Annotated in this window: 10 protein-coding genes; 2 read left to right on the forward strand and 8 right to left on the reverse strand. The window is 39.8% G+C overall.

Annotation, left to right across the window (positions count from 1 at the left end; genetic code table 11):
- Positions 1-11: 11 nt before the first annotated feature.
- The 3 genes from istB to GM418_RS11490 form a co-directional block, all read right to left on the reverse strand.
- Positions 12-749 (reverse strand): IS21-like element helper ATPase IstB, encoded by a 738-nt coding sequence (gene istB / locus GM418_RS11480; protein WP_158862095.1) that lies wholly within the window; start codon positions 747-749, stop codon positions 12-14.
- A gap of 14 nt (positions 750-763) precedes the next feature.
- Positions 764-2,311, reverse strand: a complete 1,548-nt coding sequence (istA, locus tag GM418_RS11485; RefSeq protein WP_158862096.1) for an IS21 family transposase — start codon at positions 2,309-2,311, stop codon at positions 764-766.
- A 356-nt stretch (positions 2,312-2,667) separates the two neighbouring features.
- Positions 2,668-3,273 (reverse strand): RNA polymerase sigma factor, encoded by a 606-nt coding sequence (locus GM418_RS11490; RefSeq protein ID WP_158866166.1) that lies wholly within the window; start codon positions 3,271-3,273, stop codon positions 2,668-2,670.
- Between the two features lie 404 nt (positions 3,274-3,677).
- Between GM418_RS11490 and GM418_RS31840 the strand changes: the two genes are divergently transcribed.
- Both GM418_RS31840 and GM418_RS11495 read left to right on the forward strand, forming a co-directional pair.
- The gene (locus GM418_RS31840; RefSeq protein ID WP_281350291.1) at positions 3,678-3,812 is read left to right on the forward strand and encodes a hypothetical protein; all 135 of its coding nucleotides are present in this window, start codon (positions 3,678-3,680) and stop codon (positions 3,810-3,812) included.
- A 613-nt stretch (positions 3,813-4,425) separates the two neighbouring features.
- On the forward strand, positions 4,426-9,534 hold the full coding sequence (locus GM418_RS11495; protein WP_158866168.1) for a M4 family metallopeptidase: 5,109 nt from the start codon (positions 4,426-4,428) through the stop codon (positions 9,532-9,534).
- A 544-nt stretch (positions 9,535-10,078) separates the two neighbouring features.
- On the opposite strand, the gene GM418_RS11500 is transcribed toward GM418_RS11495, so the two are convergent.
- From GM418_RS11500 to GM418_RS11520, 5 genes are read right to left on the reverse strand one after another with little or no spacing between them, the layout of a single operon-like run.
- Positions 10,079-12,703 (reverse strand): sodium:solute symporter family protein, encoded by a 2,625-nt coding sequence (locus GM418_RS11500; RefSeq protein ID WP_158866170.1) that lies wholly within the window; start codon positions 12,701-12,703, stop codon positions 10,079-10,081.
- A 24-nt stretch (positions 12,704-12,727) separates the two neighbouring features.
- Positions 12,728-13,660: a dihydrodipicolinate synthase family protein gene (locus GM418_RS11505; protein ID WP_158866172.1), complete on the reverse strand. Its 933-nt coding sequence runs from the start codon at positions 13,658-13,660 to the stop codon at positions 12,728-12,730.
- On the reverse strand, positions 13,660-14,832 hold the full coding sequence (locus tag GM418_RS11510; protein ID WP_158866174.1) for a sialidase family protein: 1,173 nt from the start codon (positions 14,830-14,832) through the stop codon (positions 13,660-13,662). Before GM418_RS11510 ends, GM418_RS11505 begins: the two co-directional genes overlap by 1 nt.
- An 11-nt stretch (positions 14,833-14,843) precedes the next feature.
- Entirely contained in the window at positions 14,844-18,452 is a 3,609-nt protein-coding gene (locus GM418_RS11515; protein WP_158866176.1) for a glycosyl hydrolase, read from the reverse strand.
- 10 nt (positions 18,453-18,462) lie between these two features.
- Positions 18,463-20,688, reverse strand: a complete 2,226-nt coding sequence (locus GM418_RS11520) for a sialidase family protein (RefSeq protein ID WP_158866178.1) — start codon at positions 20,686-20,688, stop codon at positions 18,463-18,465.
- Between the last annotated feature and the right edge of the window lie 24 nt (positions 20,689-20,712).

Here is a 20,712-nt window from a genome sequence, read left to right on the forward strand (position 1 = left end):
TTTACTGTTTTTTATTCACTATAAATGTTTCGTTTTTTTCTCATCGATTCACCCATCAGCTCAATCCTGTGCGATTGATGGATCAACCGGTCAAGTATGGCATCGGCAATCGTTTTCTCCCCGATTATTTCATACCACTTACTAACGGGCAGCTGTGATGTTACAAGCATAGATCCTTTATTGTGCCTATCTTCAATTAACTCTAACAGAGCTATCCGGTTTTGGCTATCTAAGGGTTGCAGGCCAAAGTCATCGAGTATTATTAACTGATGCCTGGCCATTTTTGCAAGTTCTTTGAGATAAGATCCATCGGCTTTTGCCATTTTTAGTTTAGAAAACAGCTTGGTTGTATTAAAGTACAAAACCCTGTATCCCTCGATACAGGCCTGATACCCTAAGGCTGTTGCAATGTAGCTTTTGCCGGCACCGGTGCTGCCCGATATTAATACATTCTCGTTTTTATTAATAAAATCGCATTCAGCCAGTCTTAACAGTTTTGTCCGATCGATATTTCTTGTATGTTCGTACACCACGTTTTCAATGGTTGCTTTATAGTGGAACCTTGCATTTTTTATCAATCGCTCTATCTTGCGGTTGTTGCGATCGTCCCACTCGGCATCTGTTATCATCGATACAAACTGGTCGATGGTGTAATCATCGGTTTTACCTGTTTCGACAGCTGTTTTAAAAGCCCCATGCATACCATGGAGCTTCATCTGTTTCATTCGTGTTAATGTTACTTCGTTCATTGTTTTTTACTTTATCAGTTGTAATATTTTCCTCCCCTTATGTTGTTATGAAAAGGAAGTTCCGGTTCGTCCGGTTTTTCATCATCAAGTTTATCCAACCCTTTTTCCAGTATCTTTTGTATGATTTTGTAGTTGTAAACCTGATGTTCCAATGCACGTTTACACGCATTGGCAAGCCTTTCTTCCCCAACCTTTTTGGCAAAAGCCAATACGCCCATACAGCTTTTATAGGATTGTTCAGGGTGTTGTTTTCTTTCCAGCACATTGATTATAAATTCCTTTACACTCTCGTCAATTGAAGCTGCCCAGTTGATAAAACGCTGCGGTGTCCAGTCGGTAACAAACTGGTGTGTTGTTGCCAGGTGGTCTTTGTTTGTGGTGTAGAAGTATTTACGTCCATCTCTTTTGTGCAAAGCTATGCGGTTGTATTTATGGTATATTTCAACGGTTTTTGATGTAAACACCAGCTTTACCTTCTTCTTTAAATACTGACACGGAACGCTGTAATAATGTTTGTCTTTGCTTAACAGCACGTGCCCGTTCATGGCTACGGTGGCTATTGCTATTTCTTTAATCTCGTATTTTTCTACAGGTAATGCGGTAAGCTTGCCTTTTTCGTCTTCAACGAATAATTGATACCGGGACGTTGGCCTGCCGGTTAACTTTTTGTTGTTATGCTTGTCCAGTTCATCCCAAATTGCACTGTTAAGCTCTTCTAAACTGTAAAAATCTTTGCCGCGCAAGGCCGGATATATTCTTTGGTATAATATCTTGACTGCTCCTTCTGCCAGTGACTTGTCCCGGGGACGGTAAGCCCGAGCCGGAAGAACTGTTGTACCGTAATGTTCGGCAAAGTCCATAAACGTTTCGTTAATGGTAGGTTCAAACCGGCTGCTTTTGGTTACGGCAGACTTTAGGTTATCAGGGACAATAGCTGCAGGAACTCCCCCGTAAAAGTGCAGTGCATTTTCAACCGAAGCAACAAAGTCTTCTTTTTGTTGGCTCGGTGAGGCTTCTGCATAGGTGTATTGACTGGCCCCCAGTATGGCAACAAAAAACTGTACCTCTTCAATCTCGCCTGTTTCTTTATTGATAATTTCCAGGGTTTTGCCAGCGTAGTCAATAAACATCTTATCGCCTGCTTTATGCTCCATATGCATTACCGGGTTAACCTTTTTATTCCAACGCAGGTAGTGGGCTTTAAACTGGCTTAGTTTTAGTCCATCGGGATGTTTTTCATAATATTCTTCCCACATCAGCTGTTTGGTAACGCCGGTCTTTTTTAATTCACGCTCCATGTAGGGAAAGAAGTTATAAACCTTTTTTAGCTTTGGGGAAAGAACATCTTCGGTATCCCTGCTAAAGATCTTTTCCAGCTCGGAATCACTCTTCTTATCAATATCATCAATTGTAAGGTTTAACACCTTGTATAGAGCGATATACTTCTTGACCGTATTGCGTGAAAGGCCCAGGTACCTACTGATAAATTGCTTTGCTTTTCCCTGGTGGTGTAACTGAATGACTTTTCTTACTTTACTCATGTCGATTAATTTATTAGCCATGTTTTCATATTAATTTGTTTAAATCAGTATGAAATTATGGCTTCGACAGAAGTAAAATCAATCTCTTTTGGTGGGTGGTCACTTTAGTCCGGCGCTGGTGGTCAATTTGCTCCGGCACGCGGTGGTCAGTTTAAACTGGCGAGGGTGGTCATTTTATTCCGGCCTGGGGTGGTCAGTTTGACCGTTTTTTCCACCTTATCCTCAAAGTATTTTTCGAGCATTTTCTGATCAAGGAAACTAAATCTTTGATTGAAAATTTTATCTACATGTTCTTTATTGACCATTTTCAGGATTGCCTTTATTGTAATATCAACATCTCCTGAAAAAGTACTCCCCGAAATGTATTTTTTTTAAAGTTATGCTTTTCCTTGCGATGAAAATAAGAAGAAAAACAAAATTCCTGCGAGATTTTTATCTTCCTGCATCTTTTTTACAATAAATTTTCTAGCCAGAGACAGCTGATTTTTAACGAATTGCTCACTTAACTCAAGCTGACTTGCAATAACTTTGTTTTTTAGTTCTTTTTTAAAACTCAAAATGAAAATTTCTTTTCTACGGGGAGGTAGCAGGTCTATAATTTCATCTAGTTTTTTTAAAAATAGAAGGTAATCGAATTGTTCTTCTTTATTTGCAGAGTCAAAAATATACTCTTCTGCAAAAATGCGAATATATTTTTCTTCTCTGCTTTTCTTCAGAAACCTTTGGCGGATATTATTGTAGGCGATAGTGAACAAATACGACTGAAATACAGTATTTGTTTTTAGGGAATGACGATTCTCCCATATTTTTAGAAAAACTTCGTTAAGTAAATCTTCGGTATCTTCTTTATCCCTTAAATATTTAATTGCAAATTGGTATAAACGGCTTGAATATTTTTCAAATAGTAGTCTGAAAGCCTTTTTATCACCTTCTTGAAGTAAGGAAATTAGCCTGTTATCATTATTTTCACTATGTAAATTCAATTAGCCGTGTTTAACCGTTTATGTTAGTTTAATGTGTAGAATGAAACTTAAATTAGCTACCAAAATTAATGGTTATTTTTAATTTTCCTGATGTTTAAATTTTAAAACTATTTTTAACTGGTTTCTTTTTCGGATTTAAGTTATTCAAAAATTAAACCCATTTTTCAAATGTTAATGTACATTATATTTCATCTTTTCTATCATTTTGTCCAACATAATTAAGTATAGCTTTTCTAATATCAATTAGCTTATATTGAATCAGTTTGCTGTTTTCTTTCTCCATCCTTGTCTCTAACTTTATTTTCAGTAAGAGACACCTCTCGGGGTAGGTGAGCAAGTTTATATTTTGGTCAGACCAAAACTCTTGTTTAGCATCCCGTTGGTCTAAAAAATGGTAATACAAAATGGTGCAGTTTAATAAAGGTGGACGTCCACGAAAATTGGATGGTGAGAAGATGAAATATAAGATAACGGTAAAAATGTCGAACGTAGAAAATTATTCCTCAATGGGCAAATCGAAAGAAACCGGGATTTCGTAAAGTGAGTTTGTCAGACGGTCAATAATGGATACAACAGTTGTTCAACGCTTATTCACGTGTTCAATAATTGTTCGAACTACACTAGTCGGCTTATTTGGTGTTTGTAAGCGATTTTTTAATCAATACCAGCTTTTGAATATGTTTCAGTAACCAAACCAGTTACTTTCTTTTTGTCTCTTTTTTTTCTTCGGTATTTTGCCTTCTATATGAATAGTTAGTACTTAAAATTTCTATGTTCTTCTGTTCTTAAAATAAAAAATAAAGATTTGTTTATATTTTTTTCTTTTTTACAAAAAATAACCGAAATTGTATCAGATAATTAGATCAAACTTAGTTTTACAGGTTATGAGAATGTTTATTATTCAACCCTTTAACCGCCTATTGTTATTTGTTTATTTCGAACTAATCGACAGTAATTATTTGATATATCCACACGGAAGTTGTTTTTTTTAAACAAAATGGCTTTCAGTTAAACCCACACGTTTTTAATTTTTTGCGCATTTAGATAGATTATCAGATTGGATAATCTAAAAGGGGATTTTTTTATAAAAAATAAGAGAAAATTTGATGGTATTAATTAATAATAGAAGAGATGAAAATAGGGTCTAAAAAATTGAATATCAAACTAAAACGTTTGTCTGTTGTTTTTCTTTTTTCTTTTGCTCTCATTCAAATGAGTAACGATGTGTTTGCTCAAAGGAATGATCAGAACAAATCGGATTATTTTAATCAGGCACGAATGGAGAATAGAAAAACCGGCAAGTCTCCAACCTCGATTCGTTTTGATAAAAATAACCAGCCACCCAAAAACGCATTTTTTAATGAATACAGAAAGAATTACAATTTTCCGAGGGAAAACCAAATGAAGGCCGGAAAAGAAATAAAAGACAAATCGGGTACGCATCAACGGTTTTATCAGTATTATAAGGATGTTGAAGTGCTTGGTGCACAATACATTTTGCACGAAAAATCAGGTTTTGTTCATTATGCAAATGGAGAATTGGTGCACATTACCGACTTTGATGTTAATCCGGTGTTAAGTGAGCAGGAAGCACTAAAAGCAGCTTTAAATGAAGTTGGGGCTGAAAGGTACATGTGGGAAAATCCGGGAAATGAAGAATTTATTAAAAAGGAACAAAATGATAATAAGGCTACTTTTCGACCTTCCGGGGTTTTAAAAATTACAACAGGCAGAGAAGAGTTAACAGCTGAAAATATACGTTTGGTTTACCGTTTTGATATTTATGCGGAGGAGCCTTTAGGTCGTTACTGGGTGGATGTGGATGCCAAAACAGGCGAAATTGTTAATAAATTAAGTCGTATTCATAATTCTTTTGTTCCGGGAAGCGGAAAATCTATTTATAACGGTACAGTACCACTAGCAGTTGAGGAGATAGAAACAGATAGTTTCCATTTGAATGGACTTTTATCAACTCCACTTTATCCTGATGTGCAGATTCAAACATTTGATATGCATAACCAAACCAATCTTTCTCTGGCAACAAACGTAATATCAACTACAGCTGATGGAGTATGGGACTCCGTGGCCGTACAGGCTCATTGGGGTGCAGAACAGACATTTAACTATTTTTATACAACTTTTGGAAGAAACAGTATTGACGATTCCGGACTACCACTATTCAATTATGTGCATTTAAGTAATAATCTTGTAAATGCTTTTTGGGATGGTACGCGAATGAAATATGGTGATGGAGACGGTACGAATTACGGGCCTTTGGTTGCATTGGATATTGTTGGACATGAGTTAACACATGGTGTAACAGAACATTCTGCGGGTTTGATATATCAGAATGAGTCGGGTGCACTTAATGAATCATTTTCGGATATTTTTGGTGAAGTAGTTGAAAATTATGCTGACGGTCCAAATAACTGGCAGTGCGGTACAGAAATTGGAATCGGTGGTAGTGGTGCGATTCGATCTATGGATAATCCGAATGCATTTAATGACCCTGATACTTATAAGGGGACTTATTGGTATAGTGGGACTTGGGATTATGGGGGTGTTCATACAAATAGTGGCGTACAGAATAAGTGGTTTTACATTCTCTCTAACGGAGAAGCTGGCACCAATGATTTTGGTGAATCGTATAACGTTACCGGCATAGGAATTGAAGCAGCAGCAGCAATTGCTTACCGGAACTTAACGGTTTATTTAACTCCTTATTCCGGTTACAAACAAGCGCGGGTTGGTGCGGTTATGGCGGCCACTGATATGTATGGTGAAAGTTCGGCAGAAGTGGCCGCGGTGGGAGCAGCATGGGACGCAGTTGGTGTTTATGCTGATCCTCCTGCCCAGGGTATTTTAGTTTGGGATCGCATTGTTGGAGGTCAGGATTTTAGTGGAACTTTTATTAACAATTATCTGTCGGATGCTGGCTTTACTACCTATTATACTTCCGATCTTCCTGCTACATTGATTGGCTATGATGCAGTATTTTTATCCTTCGGGAATGCTTCCAATATTTCATATATCCAATTCTCCACCGCAGAAGCGTTTTTAATTCAGCAATACCTTCAACAAGGAGGAAAGGTTTACCTGGAAGGAGGTGATGCTTTGGGATATGATCAGAGTTCAAATTCTACTTTGCATAATTTGTTTGGCATTGCTGGAGTCGCTGATGGTAGTACAAATGTGATTGACACATTAGTTGGGCAACCGGGTTCACTTACCGAGAATATGTTTTTTAGTTCTTCTACCCAGGTTGAAAATCGTTTTATTGACACTTATACTCCCGGTAACGGTATCGTTGCATTTAAAGAACAACCTTATGGAAATGTCGCTATACAGAACAGCGGTGCTGCAGCGCAAAAAACATTTTGTTTTTCCTATGCCCTGGCCGGATTAACAAATGAAACTTCTCCTTCTACAAAAGAGGATCTTCTGGCTAAAATTATTGACTTTTTTGATGTATCGCCAATCCCGAAAGCAGTTGACGATGATTTTTTATTAACGCGTATAGAAAATATTTCCGGGAATTTGTTTAATGACAATGGTAATGGTCCTGATTTGTATTTGGATCCTTCTACTACAATCATATCGTTTGGAGGAGGTTCTTTAGCCGGAGATTTGAATTCGAATGCTGCCGGTTCCAGTGTGGCTTTAGCAGGTGGAACTTTAACTGTAAATGAAAATGGTAACATATCGCTTGTTTCACCTACCGAATTAGGATATTTCTCTTTTCTGTACAAAATATCAAATGGCTCAGCAACTGCCCAGGCAGAAGTAGGTATTACGGTTGAGAATATTGCCCCGGTTGCAGAATGCCAAAACATTACAGTAACGGTTGATAATAACTGTCAGGTTACTATTACACCTGCAGATATTGATAATGGTTCTTATGATCCGGATGGTGATCCTATATCCCTCAGTATTGATATTACCGGTGTTCTCAATCCTGGTATTCATTCAGTAAAACTTATGGTTAACGATGGATATACGGAAAGCACATGTAATTCTACGGTTACAGTAATAGATACGACATCTCCCCTACCTCCGGCGCCTCCTGCAAATGTATTCGCAGATTGTGCTTATGATGTACCACCTCAGATTGATTTAACGGCTATAGATAATTGTAATGGTAGCATTACAGTAAGTCCTACAGATGATATAACTCCCGGGGACTGTCCAAACAATTTTACTATCGTTCGTACCTGGACATTTACCGATCTGTCTGGAAATTCGAGCTATGTAAATCAGACAATTATTGTTAATGATACCATTGCACCAATAGCACCAACACCGCCCGCAAGCGTAGAAGCTACTTGTGCTTATGATGCACCACCTCAGATTGATTTAACGGCCGTAGATAATTGTAGTGGCAGCATTACGGTAAATCCTACTGATGAAGTAACATCCTGGGAATGCAAAAACAAATTTACAATGATCCGTACCTGGACATTTGTTGATGATTGTGGCAATCAAAGTTCAGTTAGCCAAACCATTGTTGTTAATGATACTCATGCGCCTGTAATTTCAGGTTGCCCGCCAGCAGATTTTCAGATTGCATCTACGGATGATGGTCAATGTTACTATACAGCATCGGGAAACGAGTTTGATGTATCTGCAATTGATAATTGTAGTGGTCAGGTTAGTTTAACCTATGAGTTGTCGGGAGCAACTGTTTCATCCGGAACAGTTTCTTTATCCGGAGAACATTTTAACGCCGGTTCAACAACAGTAACCTGGACAGCATCGGATGAGTGTGGAAATTCATCGACATGTTCATTTGATGTAGTGGTCAACAGTGTACAAACAACAACAACAGTTTCAGTTAATCCGGTATCACAGCAATACAGTGATTTAGTTGAATTTCAGGCTAATGTAACTCCCTGGGGTTGTGGAGGTACAGAGACAACGGGAGATGTAACATTTTATGTTGGTACGCAGGCAATGGGAACTGTGAATATCGATGCAAACGGAACTGCTACTGCATCTTATTCATTGGCAGAAATACCTGGCTATCCGTCCAACGGACAAATGTCGCCCGGAATTAAAACAGTAACAGCTGAATTTAACAATACAAATTCGGCATATGTGGTTCAGGATGCAGAAACGACTCTGACGATTACTCCGGAAGACGCCAATATTGAATATAATGGTATTGAATTTCAGGCAACCGATGGTTCCAATTCCGCTGAAGCCACTGTTGCACTTAGAGCAATATTGCAGTCAAATCCTGATGGAACCGGATTGGGTGGAGACATCAGAAATGCTTGTGTAACGATTGAAGTTAATAGTTCAATTATTGTCGGTGGCCTGAATCCGGAACTTATTAATCCATCTGATTTAACAACAGGTATCGTTGAATTTCCGTGGACTTTTGACATTGGCAGCGCAGACTATGAGTCATTTGATGTGAAAATCACAGCTGATTGTTATTTTTCCGGAGTAGACCAAACGGTTGTAACAGTTTACAAACCTGTGGGTGACTTTATAACCGGAGGTGGTCACATAAAACCAACACTTTCAGCAGGAATGTACGCGTCCACTCCCGGATTAAAAACCAACTTTGGATTCCACGTCAAATGGAACAAAACAGGTAAAAATTTGCAGGGAGGCATGAATATTTTATTCCGACAGCAAGTTGGTGAAGAAGTTCAAATTTTTCAGATTAAAACAAATTCCATGACCACGCTTGGGGTTAATACGGCCAATCCCGATGAACAGATTGGCGAATTTGAATCAAAAGCAACCCTGCAAAATTTAACAACCGAAGAAAGTCTGGGAGGAAACCTGACCTTACATTCTAAAATAATTGATCGTGGAAACCCGGGCTCAAATGATGAAATTGCAATTACATTGTGGAATCGCAACACGCTTTTATATTCAAGTGAATGGAATGGATTAAACACTGACCTGCAATATATAGAAACCGGAAACATTGTTGTGCATGCCGGCTTCGAATTAAAAAGTGCCGCTATTGCTGAAATTGCTCCTATTATTGGTGAAGAACCACAATTCTTTGATGTAGAGCTTTATCCAAATCCATCAACTGGAAAAGTGAATCTTTATATCCATTCTCCGGAGATTATGGATTCAGAAGTTACATTGCGAAGTGTGACCGGAAGTGAAATATTCAGAAAAAAATACAAAGCGGCCGAAAAGATTCATTTAGATTTGACAAACCAGATGAGTGGAATATATTTTGTTTCATTTACGCAGGGAGATAATTCTGCAATAAAAAAATTGGTATTACACTAAAAACAAATTAAAAAAAGAAACGGCTGTCCTGGCTTATTTTAGGACAGTCGTTTTAATTTTTATCCACCACAATATCTATGTAAAGTCTTTTACGCCGGATAGGAAAGTTTTTTAAATCAAGGGCAAGTAGCAACTCGTTTATATCATCTGCCCGGTACGAGGCCCTTATCGATTCCCGGATGCCACGTTTGAGGTTTGTGGTAGAATATTCCTCCTCTGAAAAATTATAGATAAACAACTCTTGCTGCTCTCATTTAAAACGTAGTACAGGTTTTTTTAATCTAAGCCCGGAGTTGCCCAGAGGTGAAGCGAGAGTATAGAATAAATCATATTAAATTTTCCACAAGATTCAATAAGCTGGCTATCTTCAACTGCACCATTTATAGATTTTATGTAATCTTCCTTATTTTATCGCCGGTCGTAATCCGTAGTTTCGTGTGTGGTATTCTTTTGGGCATATCACTCCGTTTTCTTCTTCAGACGATTAAGAAGAAATTATATTTTAAAGTTTTAGGTAGGTTGCAATTCATTTTAAACGAATTTGTTATTCTTTAAAAAACCAACTGGCTGTCCAACCTGTAACAAAACATGACAGTACTCCTGTTGCCGAATACATAATCAGATGTACGGGTTGATATGTGGCTACCAGAATCTGTATCATTATGCTAATGAAAATTCCGACTAAAACGCCTTTTGAATTGGCTTTTTTTGATAAAATTCCTAAAAGAAAAACACCGCCCAAGCTGCCGATAACCAGTCCCAGTACTTTTTGGAATTCGTCCCAAAGCGACTGAATATCCATGGTTGCCATCATAAACGCAAATAAGGTTCCTGAAATTCCGACAATAAAAGTGGCTATTCGCGCCAGTTTTAGCGGTTTTGTATTTTTACTCCATCCAAAACGGAAATGAATGTCGGTGGAATAAGCAGTTGCGGCTGAATTCATGCTGCTGCTCAAACTACTCATCGCTGCGGCAAATATTCCGGCAATCAACAGTCCTGAGATTCCCGCAGGAAGTTGAGATGCAATGTACCACGGAAAAATGGCATCGTTGTTTGAAAAAGTGGAGTTTAATTCTGTTGGGAAAGCTTTGTAAAACGCAAAAAGTGCAGTTCCTACAAAAAAGAAAATAATGGTAGCAGGTATCGTCAAAATAGCGTTGGTCCATACACTTTGATTTGCCTCTTTTTGCGTTTTTGTGGTTAAGTAGCGTTGTACCATGGTTTGGTCGGTTCCGTAAGTAGTAATGTTTGCAAAAATTCCCCCCAGAAGCATCACCCAAACCGTGGGTTGTTTTAACGAAAGTGTTAAGTCGAAAACATTAAATTTATGATTGGCAGCCGCTGTTTCAACAATGGAAGAAAATCCACCGTCAATTTTAAGAATGATTAGAGACAACGAAAGAATGGCTCCTCCAAGCAAAACAATTACCTGCATTACATCCGTCCAAATAACAGCTTCTATTCCACCCATCATCGTGTAAACAAGCGCTACAATTCCCATTAGTGCGATACATAAAAATATGTCGATTCCGGTAACTACGTTCAGTGCAATTGACGGGAGAAACAAAACGACCCCCATTCTGCCAATTTGATAAACGATGAAAGAAAGGCTTCCAATTAGACGGATGGTGAGATTAAAACGGTTTTCCAGATATTCGTAAGCGGTGGTTACATTCAATTTCCTGAAAAACGGAATAAACAGGAAGATAATAACCGGCGCCACTAAAAAGATGGTCATGTTGAGTGTAAAATATGACCAGTCGGTTGCAAAAGTTTTGGCGGGAATAGCCATAAAAGTAATGGCGCTGAGTGCGGTTCCGAAGATGCTCAGTCCGGCTGCCCACCAGGGAATGCGACCACCACCTTTGAAATAATCGTTGGTATCTTTTTGTCGCTTTGAAAAGAAGTAGCCCATCCACGAAAGCACCAGAAAATAAAGGCCGATAACAACGATGTCTAGCAAACTTAAATGTTTAGCATCCTTTACCACTTGAATTTTTAGGATTTTCGGTGTGCGAATTCCCGGACGGATTTCTCCCGAAGGAATAATAAAATCATTTCCCCATTGAACGGCAGTGGTTGTTACCTGGCCGGTTTCCGGGAGCGTGGCAAGTTCAAACGTTTTGTTGGTTAAGGTATTAAATCCGATAACTTTATTCCCAAATCCCGGATGGTTTTCCAAATGACTTAATAATTTTTGTTGTACCTTTGCTAACTCGCTATCAACAGTTTCGTTTTTATCTGCGGCTTTGAGTTCCTCGATGTGTTTTTCAATGCCCATCTGTTTTAGCATCAATTCGCCATTGGCACCTGACGAAAAAGCAATGGTACTGGCACCAACCGGAAAGGCAGTCCCTGCCATAACCGGAAATTCTTTGTTTTTTCCATCCGAAATAAGCGACCACTGTTTTATCAAAGGATTGTAAACATGTGCGTCGTAAAGGATTTCAACTTCACCGTTTTGTTTTATGTTTCTTCCTGAAAAGAGATAAAAACAGTTGGTAACACCATTGCTTTGAGCGGCTGCTATGGAGAAAGCACGCGGCGGTCCTTCCCACTCCGGAAGGCTTTCCCATTTCCATTCGTCGGGGGTTGCGTTTGAAATATCTAACGAAAGAAATATTTTTTTTGAGGTTCCACCCGGTTCTGAAATTCCTCCGGCAACAAAAATGGTATTGTCTACTTTGGCAAATGCAAAATTGGTTAAAGGTACAGGAAGTTGTGGCCCAGAAGTTATTTCAACAGCTCCGGTTTCGGGAATGTAATTGATGAACCAACTTTCGGAAATACACTCATTGCTTGTGTTTCCGCCAAAACAAAATAATCCTGCCGGAGTGGAAACAGCCCCTCCGTAACCGGCCGCAAATGGAATTTTTGCCTCCGATTTTTTCCAGGAATATGCATCTCCGTTTTTTTGTAAAAGAAAAATTTCGTTGTAATATACTTTTGTTCCTCCTTCCCATGGAACTTTATCAGGGAAATTTGCTCCTCCCGCCACGATTAATACATCGTCATCCACACCAGAATAAGGTCCGGCGAGGCCTGGCTGAATGAAATAACCTGTATTGGGAGGAAGTTCCGGAAACGATGAAAATTTCAGGTAGTGATTTTCAGCATGTGTGGCGGAGATAATGAAAAAGAGAAGGATAGAGAAAAAGTATTTCATTTTCATTGTTATTTCAAATTCGTATTAAAAGAACTCAGGGATAATTTTTCGCGCTTTTTTTCGCACAGGTTCGGTCAATTCGTCAGGAATAGATTTGTAGGGCCAGCGTAAATTTGCGCCGACGTCTGCCCATCCTCCAACAAGTGCCATAAAACGATCACAGGCATGATTTGGGAAAAACTGTTTACTGATGAAAGGTTCAATGACTTCACTCATAAATTGTTTGATTCTTTTCTCCAGTTCCAGAGCGGAACTCAAATCACTTTGTATTTGATTAAACCACTTTTGTGCAGTAAACGGATTCAGGCAGGCTACATTCGAATATGCCCCGTGTGCACCAAGAGTAATTCCTGTTGCCAGATTATGTCCCGGGATAAATACTGAAAGTCCTTCACTGTTTTTCCGAACAGACTCATACCATTGTTTATCAGAATTATAATCGAAAACTTTCACTCCCATTAGGGATGGAACCTGCTTTTTTAAGAAGGTCCATTCTTCCGGCTGTAATTTTTTCTTTGCGTGTGGCGGATTGTACAATACCATGCTTATGTTCCCAGCTTGTTCAGCCATTTTTTGCAGAAATATTATACTTTCTTCCAGAGTTGGAGGAAACCAATCGGGTAAAATAATCTGGACAGCTCCCGGTAGCAAATGTTTTATCATTTTTAGCCGCTGCAGAGAGATTTGCGGGCTCATGTGACTTACTCCAATTTGAAAGGGAATGCCTGCCTTTTCACACTTTGCAGCCAGTAATTCGTTTACTTTTAAAAATTCTTCCTCGGTTTGCGAGTAAAATTCACCAGCCGTTCCGTTGGAGTAAATGCCATTCGGATTAGATAAAATCAAAACATCAATTTCATCATTCAATTTCGAATAATTAATATCTCCGTTTTTATCGGTAGCTAAAAGCAATGTAGCCCAGTTTCCATATATCTCACCTGATTGTAGAGGTTTCATTAAAAGCTGTTCGAATTTAGTAATGAGCCTGGCGCAAATATTTGAGTAGGTTCGAACGAAACAAATACCATTTTTTCGTAGGCGCTTTCTTTTCCGGCTTCGAAGAACATCCCGATTTTTCCGTCGGGGAGTTTTGTTAAGCAAGAATAGGCAGCCGGGCCTGCATAAATTAATTTATCGTTGCTCCAGCTTTGGCAATCGTCGAAACTGGCTTTTAAAGTCAGGTGGTTTCTGCCGGAAGGAACAGCCGGGTTTAGGAACAGATGCATTTGTTTTTCATCAAACTGCCCGTAATTTAAAATACTTGCCTGGCATCTCGATTCAACCAGTTGGTAATCGTGTTCAATTTCTGTCCACGTTTCGCCTCCGTCTTTGCTGAAACTAATTGCCCGCGCATTTTGGTCGTTATACGATCGCATGTTCATTTCCAGCGTGCCATCAGAAAGTTCGGTAACCTGACTTTCGTTGCAGCCGGGTTTTATTGGCTCGCTCATTTCCCAGATTTCGCCATGGTCGTCAGAATATAAAACATGTGCACCATAGCCATAAGGGCCGTTTCTAATGGTTCCGTCCGGATCGTTGTAACTGTGATTGGCCGGAATTACCAATCTTCCTTTGTGTGGGCCGTTTTTCATTTGAATTCCAAAACCAGGGCCAGTGGCATACCAACCCCACGAAGTGTCGCGGCAACTTTCGTTCATATTCACCGGCTCCGACCATGTTTTTCCATCGTCATCAGAATAAGAAAGGTAGGGCAGGCGAGGAAGGGATGAGGTTTTATGAATAATGGCAGATTCTCCGTCTTCTCCATTGTTCCAGGTTAAAAAGAGCCAAATCCGGCCTGTTGTTTCATCCACAACAGGACAAGGGTTTCCACAGGTATTTTGGGCGTCGTTCCATACAATTTGTTCGTCGCTCCAGGTTATTCCATTATCTTCCGAGCGTTTTAGCAATAAATCGATGTCGCCGGCATCACCAGCTTCTCGTCCTTCACAAAAAGCCAAAAGTGTTCCTTTTTGAGTTGTAATCAAAGAGGGAATGCGATAGTTGTTGTAGTCGCCGGTACCTTTTTCCCACAAAACGGATTTTTGAATTGGAGTTGTCTTTTCTTTACAGGCGTATTGAAAAAGTCCTAAAATAAAGATGGTAAGTATGAACAGATTTTTTTTCATTATTTCGATGTTTATTCGTTATTTTTCTTGTATGTAAGTAAAGTTACCGGCCCTAGTAATCCCGATTTTATGCTTCCCCGAAAACGGGTTGGTGTGCCGATGAAATTGTTGGATAATGTGTTGTAAACCAAAACTTCAATTTTATTTTCTCCTGCTTGTGCCATTTCTGTGATATCGAATTTGTATGGAGGTGCCAGTTTTATTCCTGCACTTTTACCGTTGACGATTAATTCAGCAGAGGAAACTACTTCTCCCAAATCAATTTCAATTTTTCCTGCGGATATTTTGGACGCATCAATATCTATTGTTTTGCTGTACGAGGCGCCTCCTGAATAAGCTTTTAGCCCGTCGATTTCCGACCAGTCGCCAAGTTTTATGATGCCTTCGCCACAGGTTTGCCTGAAATATTGAGGCAACGCCGCTCCGTCTGTATAACCTGCCTGATAATCGATTTTCAAAACAACGTTTGACGTTTCTTTAATTGCGTTTTTGATATTAACAGCGTAGGTTTTTAATCCGTTTGAATCTTCCCTTGTAATTTCTGGCGTGTATTTATTGCTGTCGATCCAAAGTGAAACGTCTCCGTAAGCTGTAAAAGATAAAGCTTCTAAACCCGGCGCCGACTGGAATGTGTATAATCCGGAATTTGCCTGAGTTACCGAAGAACAGTCGAAAGGCAAAACTCCACTGTCGCCGTACCAACACATGGAAATGGGTTGCTTCTCCGGCAGGGGAATATCTGGTTTTCTGAAAACAAGGTAGGTTTCACAAGCTTTGTTGTAAACTATTAGAACCGGATTTTTCCCTTTTTTCAGTTGGGCAACACTACTGTTTGTGTTGGTGTTTTTCCCATTTATAAAGAGAAGCACCGGTTTTTCTTCTCCGGTAAGTAAGTCAAAAATCCCATCATTGGGAGCTACAACTTCTGTGTAGAGAACATAAAAAGAGCCTTCTTTTTCGGGAACTCTAAATCGTGAATGCCGGAATTCATCGATTGCTCCCAACCGGATAAAATTATCGTACATTTCTCCTTTTAGGCCGTGCCAGCCCTGATGCCCGTAGTCTCCTTCCACGCCTCTTTGCCACGAAAATTTATAAGGTTCCCAGGCATATTTTTTATTATCCCAGCTGATAGAATCCGAGTTTTTTTCAGGAATAAATTTCAATAATTGTTTGTTTTTAGGAAGTTTTGCCAGCGGCCCAAGTTTCATGAAATGTGTTCCGTAAGCACAGGTAATCATGTCCCAGGTGCTGTCAGGTTTAGGCTTTCCGCCCTTGTAATTTTCGTTTTCTTTAAAATAAACCTGGCGAACCTGTGCCCCCATTAGTTTTTCAGAAGCCGGAAGTTCAAAATCTCCCCAGCGGTTGTCGAGTGAAGGTTTTAATTCAAAATTCCAAATATCGTCGAGCGTGTCACAACGAATAGGTTCATTAAGAACAATTTCTTTGAATTGGCTTTTTTCTTCAGGCTCAAAAACGATGAGTTGTATTTCTGTTTTGGAAAGCGGTAAAGTAATTTCTGTTCCTTCATTTGTTTCTTTTGCAAGATGGACGAGGGATGAAATTTCTCCATTCCATGGATTCCAAAGTTGCGCTGAACCTTTTGAATTGAAAAAGCATTTTGTGTTTTTGGGGAAATTGTACAAAGCATAAATATCACGTTCTCCAATGGAACGGTGCATCACATACGGAAGTTCTTCCAGTTCAGAAAGTACTTTAAAATTAGGGGAATAAGAGCCCGGTAGTTTTTCAAGAACTTCCTCTGCATTTTTGCACTGAAAAGTATTCTTACCAGAGAAAATGGAAGCAACAAGTTTTTCAACTTCGGTATCATTCAAACCATTTTTTTCTGTTGCTGCTGGCTTTTCTCCAATGTTGACAATCAACCCACCAGCTTCTTGAAATTCTTTTAGTTTTTGAAGTGTTGAAAAACGAATCGCTTCCATTGAAGGGACGATGACTACTTTATACTTTTCACCGGAAACCTGCAATTCCCCATTTTTTGTTTCAGCGCGGGCAATAGATTCATAATCAATAAAGTCGAAATCAATGGCTTTGTTATAAATCAATTCTCCGGTTTTGAATGCTATTTGTACGGAATTGTTTCCATCCATTTCCGCAACCACTGGTTCGGTTGGATAAATAATAGCCACATCGCACACATGGTTTCCCTGCGACAAAGTGTAGGATAACCGTTCTGTGCACTTCATCAATGGTTCAATCTGGCTCCAGTAAGGCATTCTGAAATGGTTGTCCGGCGGCGCCCATTCCCACCATCCGCCCATGGTGGAGTAGTAAAATCCGTGAAAAGACAGTAGATTATATCCGGCAACAAAATTGGCTAAAATGGCTTCGGTAACATCGGCCGATGAGGTTCCCCACCCGCTGCTGTGAAAGCCTTCGAGCCACACGCGCGGACGGTTGTACAAATGCGCAATGGAAGCAGCAACTTTCGCTTTAATTATGTCTTTTGAAACACGCGGTTGATCGGAGCCCGGTCCCTGGTTCCAGCGCTGGGTACGGAAATAATCGCCAAATTCAGTCACATCTCGTCCTCTCCCGCCGTGATCGCAACCGTAAGTTAAGCCCCGTTTTTCATGCCATTCAAACACCGGAATAAAAAAGTTTTCTTCGCTTAAACTCACCATTACATCGTTGTAATCGAGCCTGATTTTTGGAGTGATGTCTCCAATATTATTAAACAGAGCATCCAAATAAGGCACAATATCGTACCCTTTTCTTTTTTTGAATTCTTCGGCAAAACGATTGTCCCAAATGTTTCCGCTTAAACGAAAATTTAATTCATCAGAAAAGAAAAAATCCAGGGCCTTTTTATTTTCAGGAGGAAGTGCTTCTTCAAAACGATCGAAAAAATGGTGAATGTAAGCTTCCCCGCTTTTAGGATGCATCGGATTGTAGGAAGGAATTATTTTCTCCTCGTAAATGCAGTTGACTTGGCAGGTTTCTTTTCCGAAATTGAAAATAAGATTGCCGTCTTTTATATAAGGAAGTAGATTAACACGCGTGTTTTCTTTTACAGAGCCATCGGAGTTGGTTTGGAAAGCTGTAACATTTAGAAATCCGGGAGGAAGTTTCCATTTGCATTTCCCTGTAACGATTTTTACAGAATCCCGAAGAATGCTACCGTTCATTTCCGGGATTTCTTTTAATGCATCATCCATTGAAAATCCCTGTCCAACGCCCAAAGTGTAATCGCTTACGCTGATGGTCATTCCACGTTTTTGAGATTCCTTTGCGAACCATTTAAAAAGATCCCACCATTCAGGAGTAAAAAGAGCAGGTTTACTGGGTCTTGACAAACCGTAAATCAGTCCGCCGGAATCTAAATGGCTGTAGTTAATTTGTAAACTTGAAATGCATTTATCTTTCAACTGATCCAATTGCCAGGAGATTCTTTCTTTTGTGAGTGTATCTCCCTGCCACCAGTAAAATGGCACTTCGCCATAACCTTTTGGCGGATTCTGAAATCCCGGTAATACATCAAAAGTTTCGTTTTTGCTTTTCAACCAGTCATTTGTGCTATGCTGACCATAAATCTTAGGAAGAAAGCTCAGAAAAATGAATAGTTGGATGATTGTTATTTTTGACAGTTGATTCATTTTCTATGAATTAAGAATTATCACCATCTAACAACCAAGGAAGATTAAATATCGCCACGTTAATTTCGTCGTATAATTTTTCTTCGCCGCCTTCATAAAGCAGAAAAATGGTTCCGTCTTCACCGACCGTCAAAGATGAATATGCACTAAAGTCAGCATCAATTAAACGTTTTATTGGCCAGGTTGACGTTCCGTTAAACGAAGCCCAAACGGTCAGTTGATAACGCCAGCCTCCTTTCCAGTCGGGCATACTGTACAGCAATACATCTTCGGCATCAATTACGCCGTCGGGAATTCTAACTAACCCGGCTTTACAACCATAACTGGGTTTACTTCCGTATTTGAAATAGAACGGTTCGCCAATTTCGTAGAGTTCATCAGAAACTTGCCAGTCAACGTAACGATTACCTCCGTCGTAGCTCCATGCAATTCTTCGTTTATGGTCAACCGACATATGTGAGCGGGAATTGTAATATACGCTTCCGTTAGATAATTCGGCAACAGCACCTTCTCCGGTTCCGGTCATAATTGCGTCACTTACCTGCCAGGTTTTTCCATTGTCGTCGCTGTAAATAGACGTGTTGTAATTGTACATCCAATATTCCTGTGCATTGTCGCCATTGGGTGGCTGAATCCTTCCTGCAATGATGAGGCGGCCTTTGTGTTCGCCATTTTTCAGGGTAATTCCGGGTTCCATGGAGATGATATTAATTGGAGCTTTTCCGTAAGTTCCATGTCCCATTACATTGGGTTTTATTTCAATATTTTCTTTTTTCCAGGTTGCCCCTTTATCTGAACTTCGATAAAGGCAAGGATTTTCCCCAGAAGGAGAAAGAACCAGTAATTCCCCTGTATTTTCGTCCAGAATTACATTTCCTTTTAGATTTTTACCCGGAAGAATTTCTTTTTCAGGCGACCATGTTTTCCCGTTATCAGCACTTTTTCTAAGTAGAGAACCGGCATCAGCGAAAGCATATACAGTCCCTTCTGAGGCAATAATGACCGGCATTCTTTTATTTTTGTAGAGTGTTTGAAGCTGAAAGAAAGGTTGCTGATTTATAATGCTTTTTTCTACGATTTGTTTCGCAACCATCGCATCCAGTTCGTTGATTTGGAAACGAGTGCAAATCACTGAATGTTTCCGTTGATCGTCCCAGTATTTTATATAGGTTGTAGCAACGATTGTTCCGTCGGGGAGAATTTCCATGCCCGGATAACCACAGTCTCGGCCGGCGTAACTATGCAAAAGTTTAACTCTGTATTCTCCGGGTTTTCCATTCTTAATGTCTTCATATTTTCCAATCCAGGCAACAAAATGACCTGCCGTTGGACTGTTCAATGCCATGTCGCGGAAAGCGATAACCAACCTTCCGTCTTTGGTGTAAACACCCATATGGCGATCGCCGGTAAGTCCCCAGGGTGTATCTTCAGGTTGACTCCAGGTTTTTCCTTCGTCTTTGCTGAACATCATCAAACTTCTTCCCTGGTGGGTGTTTTCACGCATCAGGCAACAAAGTTCTTTTTGGTTGGGCGAACGAAAAACAAAAGGCTCGCATGGTTTTTTGCCGTCCACATCGGCAATTACTTCCGGGTCTGACCAGGTCATTCCTCCATCGTTGGTTTTGGTTTGAAGAACTACCAGCGATTCACCTTTTCTTCGATGGTAAAATCCCATGTAGTTTCCGTCTTTTAATCTGACTACACTGCTGAATGTCATTACACATTCGAATTTTTCGCCAAGAGCTGGATATTCTTTCCATGATTTTCCACCATCCTCGCTCATTATACGCGGCATGGGTATTTTTTCCCCATCTACATTTTTAAATTGTGAATACACCCAAAGCCTCACTTTCCCGCTTTTTTTATCCATCATCCGGTAAATACTGGGGCAATTACTGTGCAGCCTGAATCCGGCAGGCAAGATATTATCTATGCGCGACCATGTTAGCCCTCCATTGTGGCTAACTGACATGGTTCCGGCAGGTCCCCCGTGCCCGGTGCTCCAAACAGAATAAATGGTTTTCCCGTCGGGAAGCAACACGGTTGTCGGGTGCCCCTGATAAATGTCTTCGGTTCCTTCGGCAATTACAACCTGTTGTTCGGTTTCACCCGAAATATCAATAATAGGCAAATCAGGTTGTTCCTGGGCGAAACTGAAATGGCTCGAGAAAAATAAAAATGCAATTCCTGCAAATTGTTTTATTTTTCGACTTAGTTGATTAGGCTTATGATTCATACGTTGGTATTTTAGGATATTAGT

The organism is Maribellus comscasis (genome assembly GCF_009762775.1).
Lineage (GTDB): Bacteria > Bacteroidota > Bacteroidia > Bacteroidales > Prolixibacteraceae > Draconibacterium > Draconibacterium comscasis.

Excerpts from the sequence above, each read along its gene's own strand:
- istB (WP_158862095.1), bottom strand. The coding sequence starts at position 749 with ATGAACGAAGTAACATTAACACGAATGAAACAGATGAAGCTCCATGGT.
- istA (WP_158862096.1), bottom strand. The coding sequence starts at position 2,311 with ATGGCTAATAAATTAATCGACATGAGTAAAGTAAGAAAAGTCATTCAG.
- GM418_RS31840 (WP_281350291.1), top strand. The coding sequence starts at position 3,678 with ATGGTGCAGTTTAATAAAGGTGGACGTCCACGAAAATTGGATGGTGAG.
- GM418_RS11500 (WP_158866170.1), bottom strand. The coding sequence starts at position 12,703 with ATGAAATACTTTTTCTCTATCCTTCTCTTTTTCATTATCTCCGCCACA.
- GM418_RS11505 (WP_158866172.1), bottom strand. The coding sequence starts at position 13,660 with ATGAAACCTCTACAATCAGGTGAGATATATGGAAACTGGGCTACATTG.
- GM418_RS11510 (WP_158866174.1), bottom strand. The coding sequence starts at position 14,832 with ATGAAAAAAAATCTGTTCATACTTACCATCTTTATTTTAGGACTTTTT.
- GM418_RS11515 (WP_158866176.1), bottom strand. The coding sequence starts at position 18,452 with ATGAATCAACTGTCAAAAATAACAATCATCCAACTATTCATTTTTCTG.
- GM418_RS11520 (WP_158866178.1), bottom strand. The coding sequence starts at position 20,688 with ATGAATCATAAGCCTAATCAACTAAGTCGAAAAATAAAACAATTTGCA.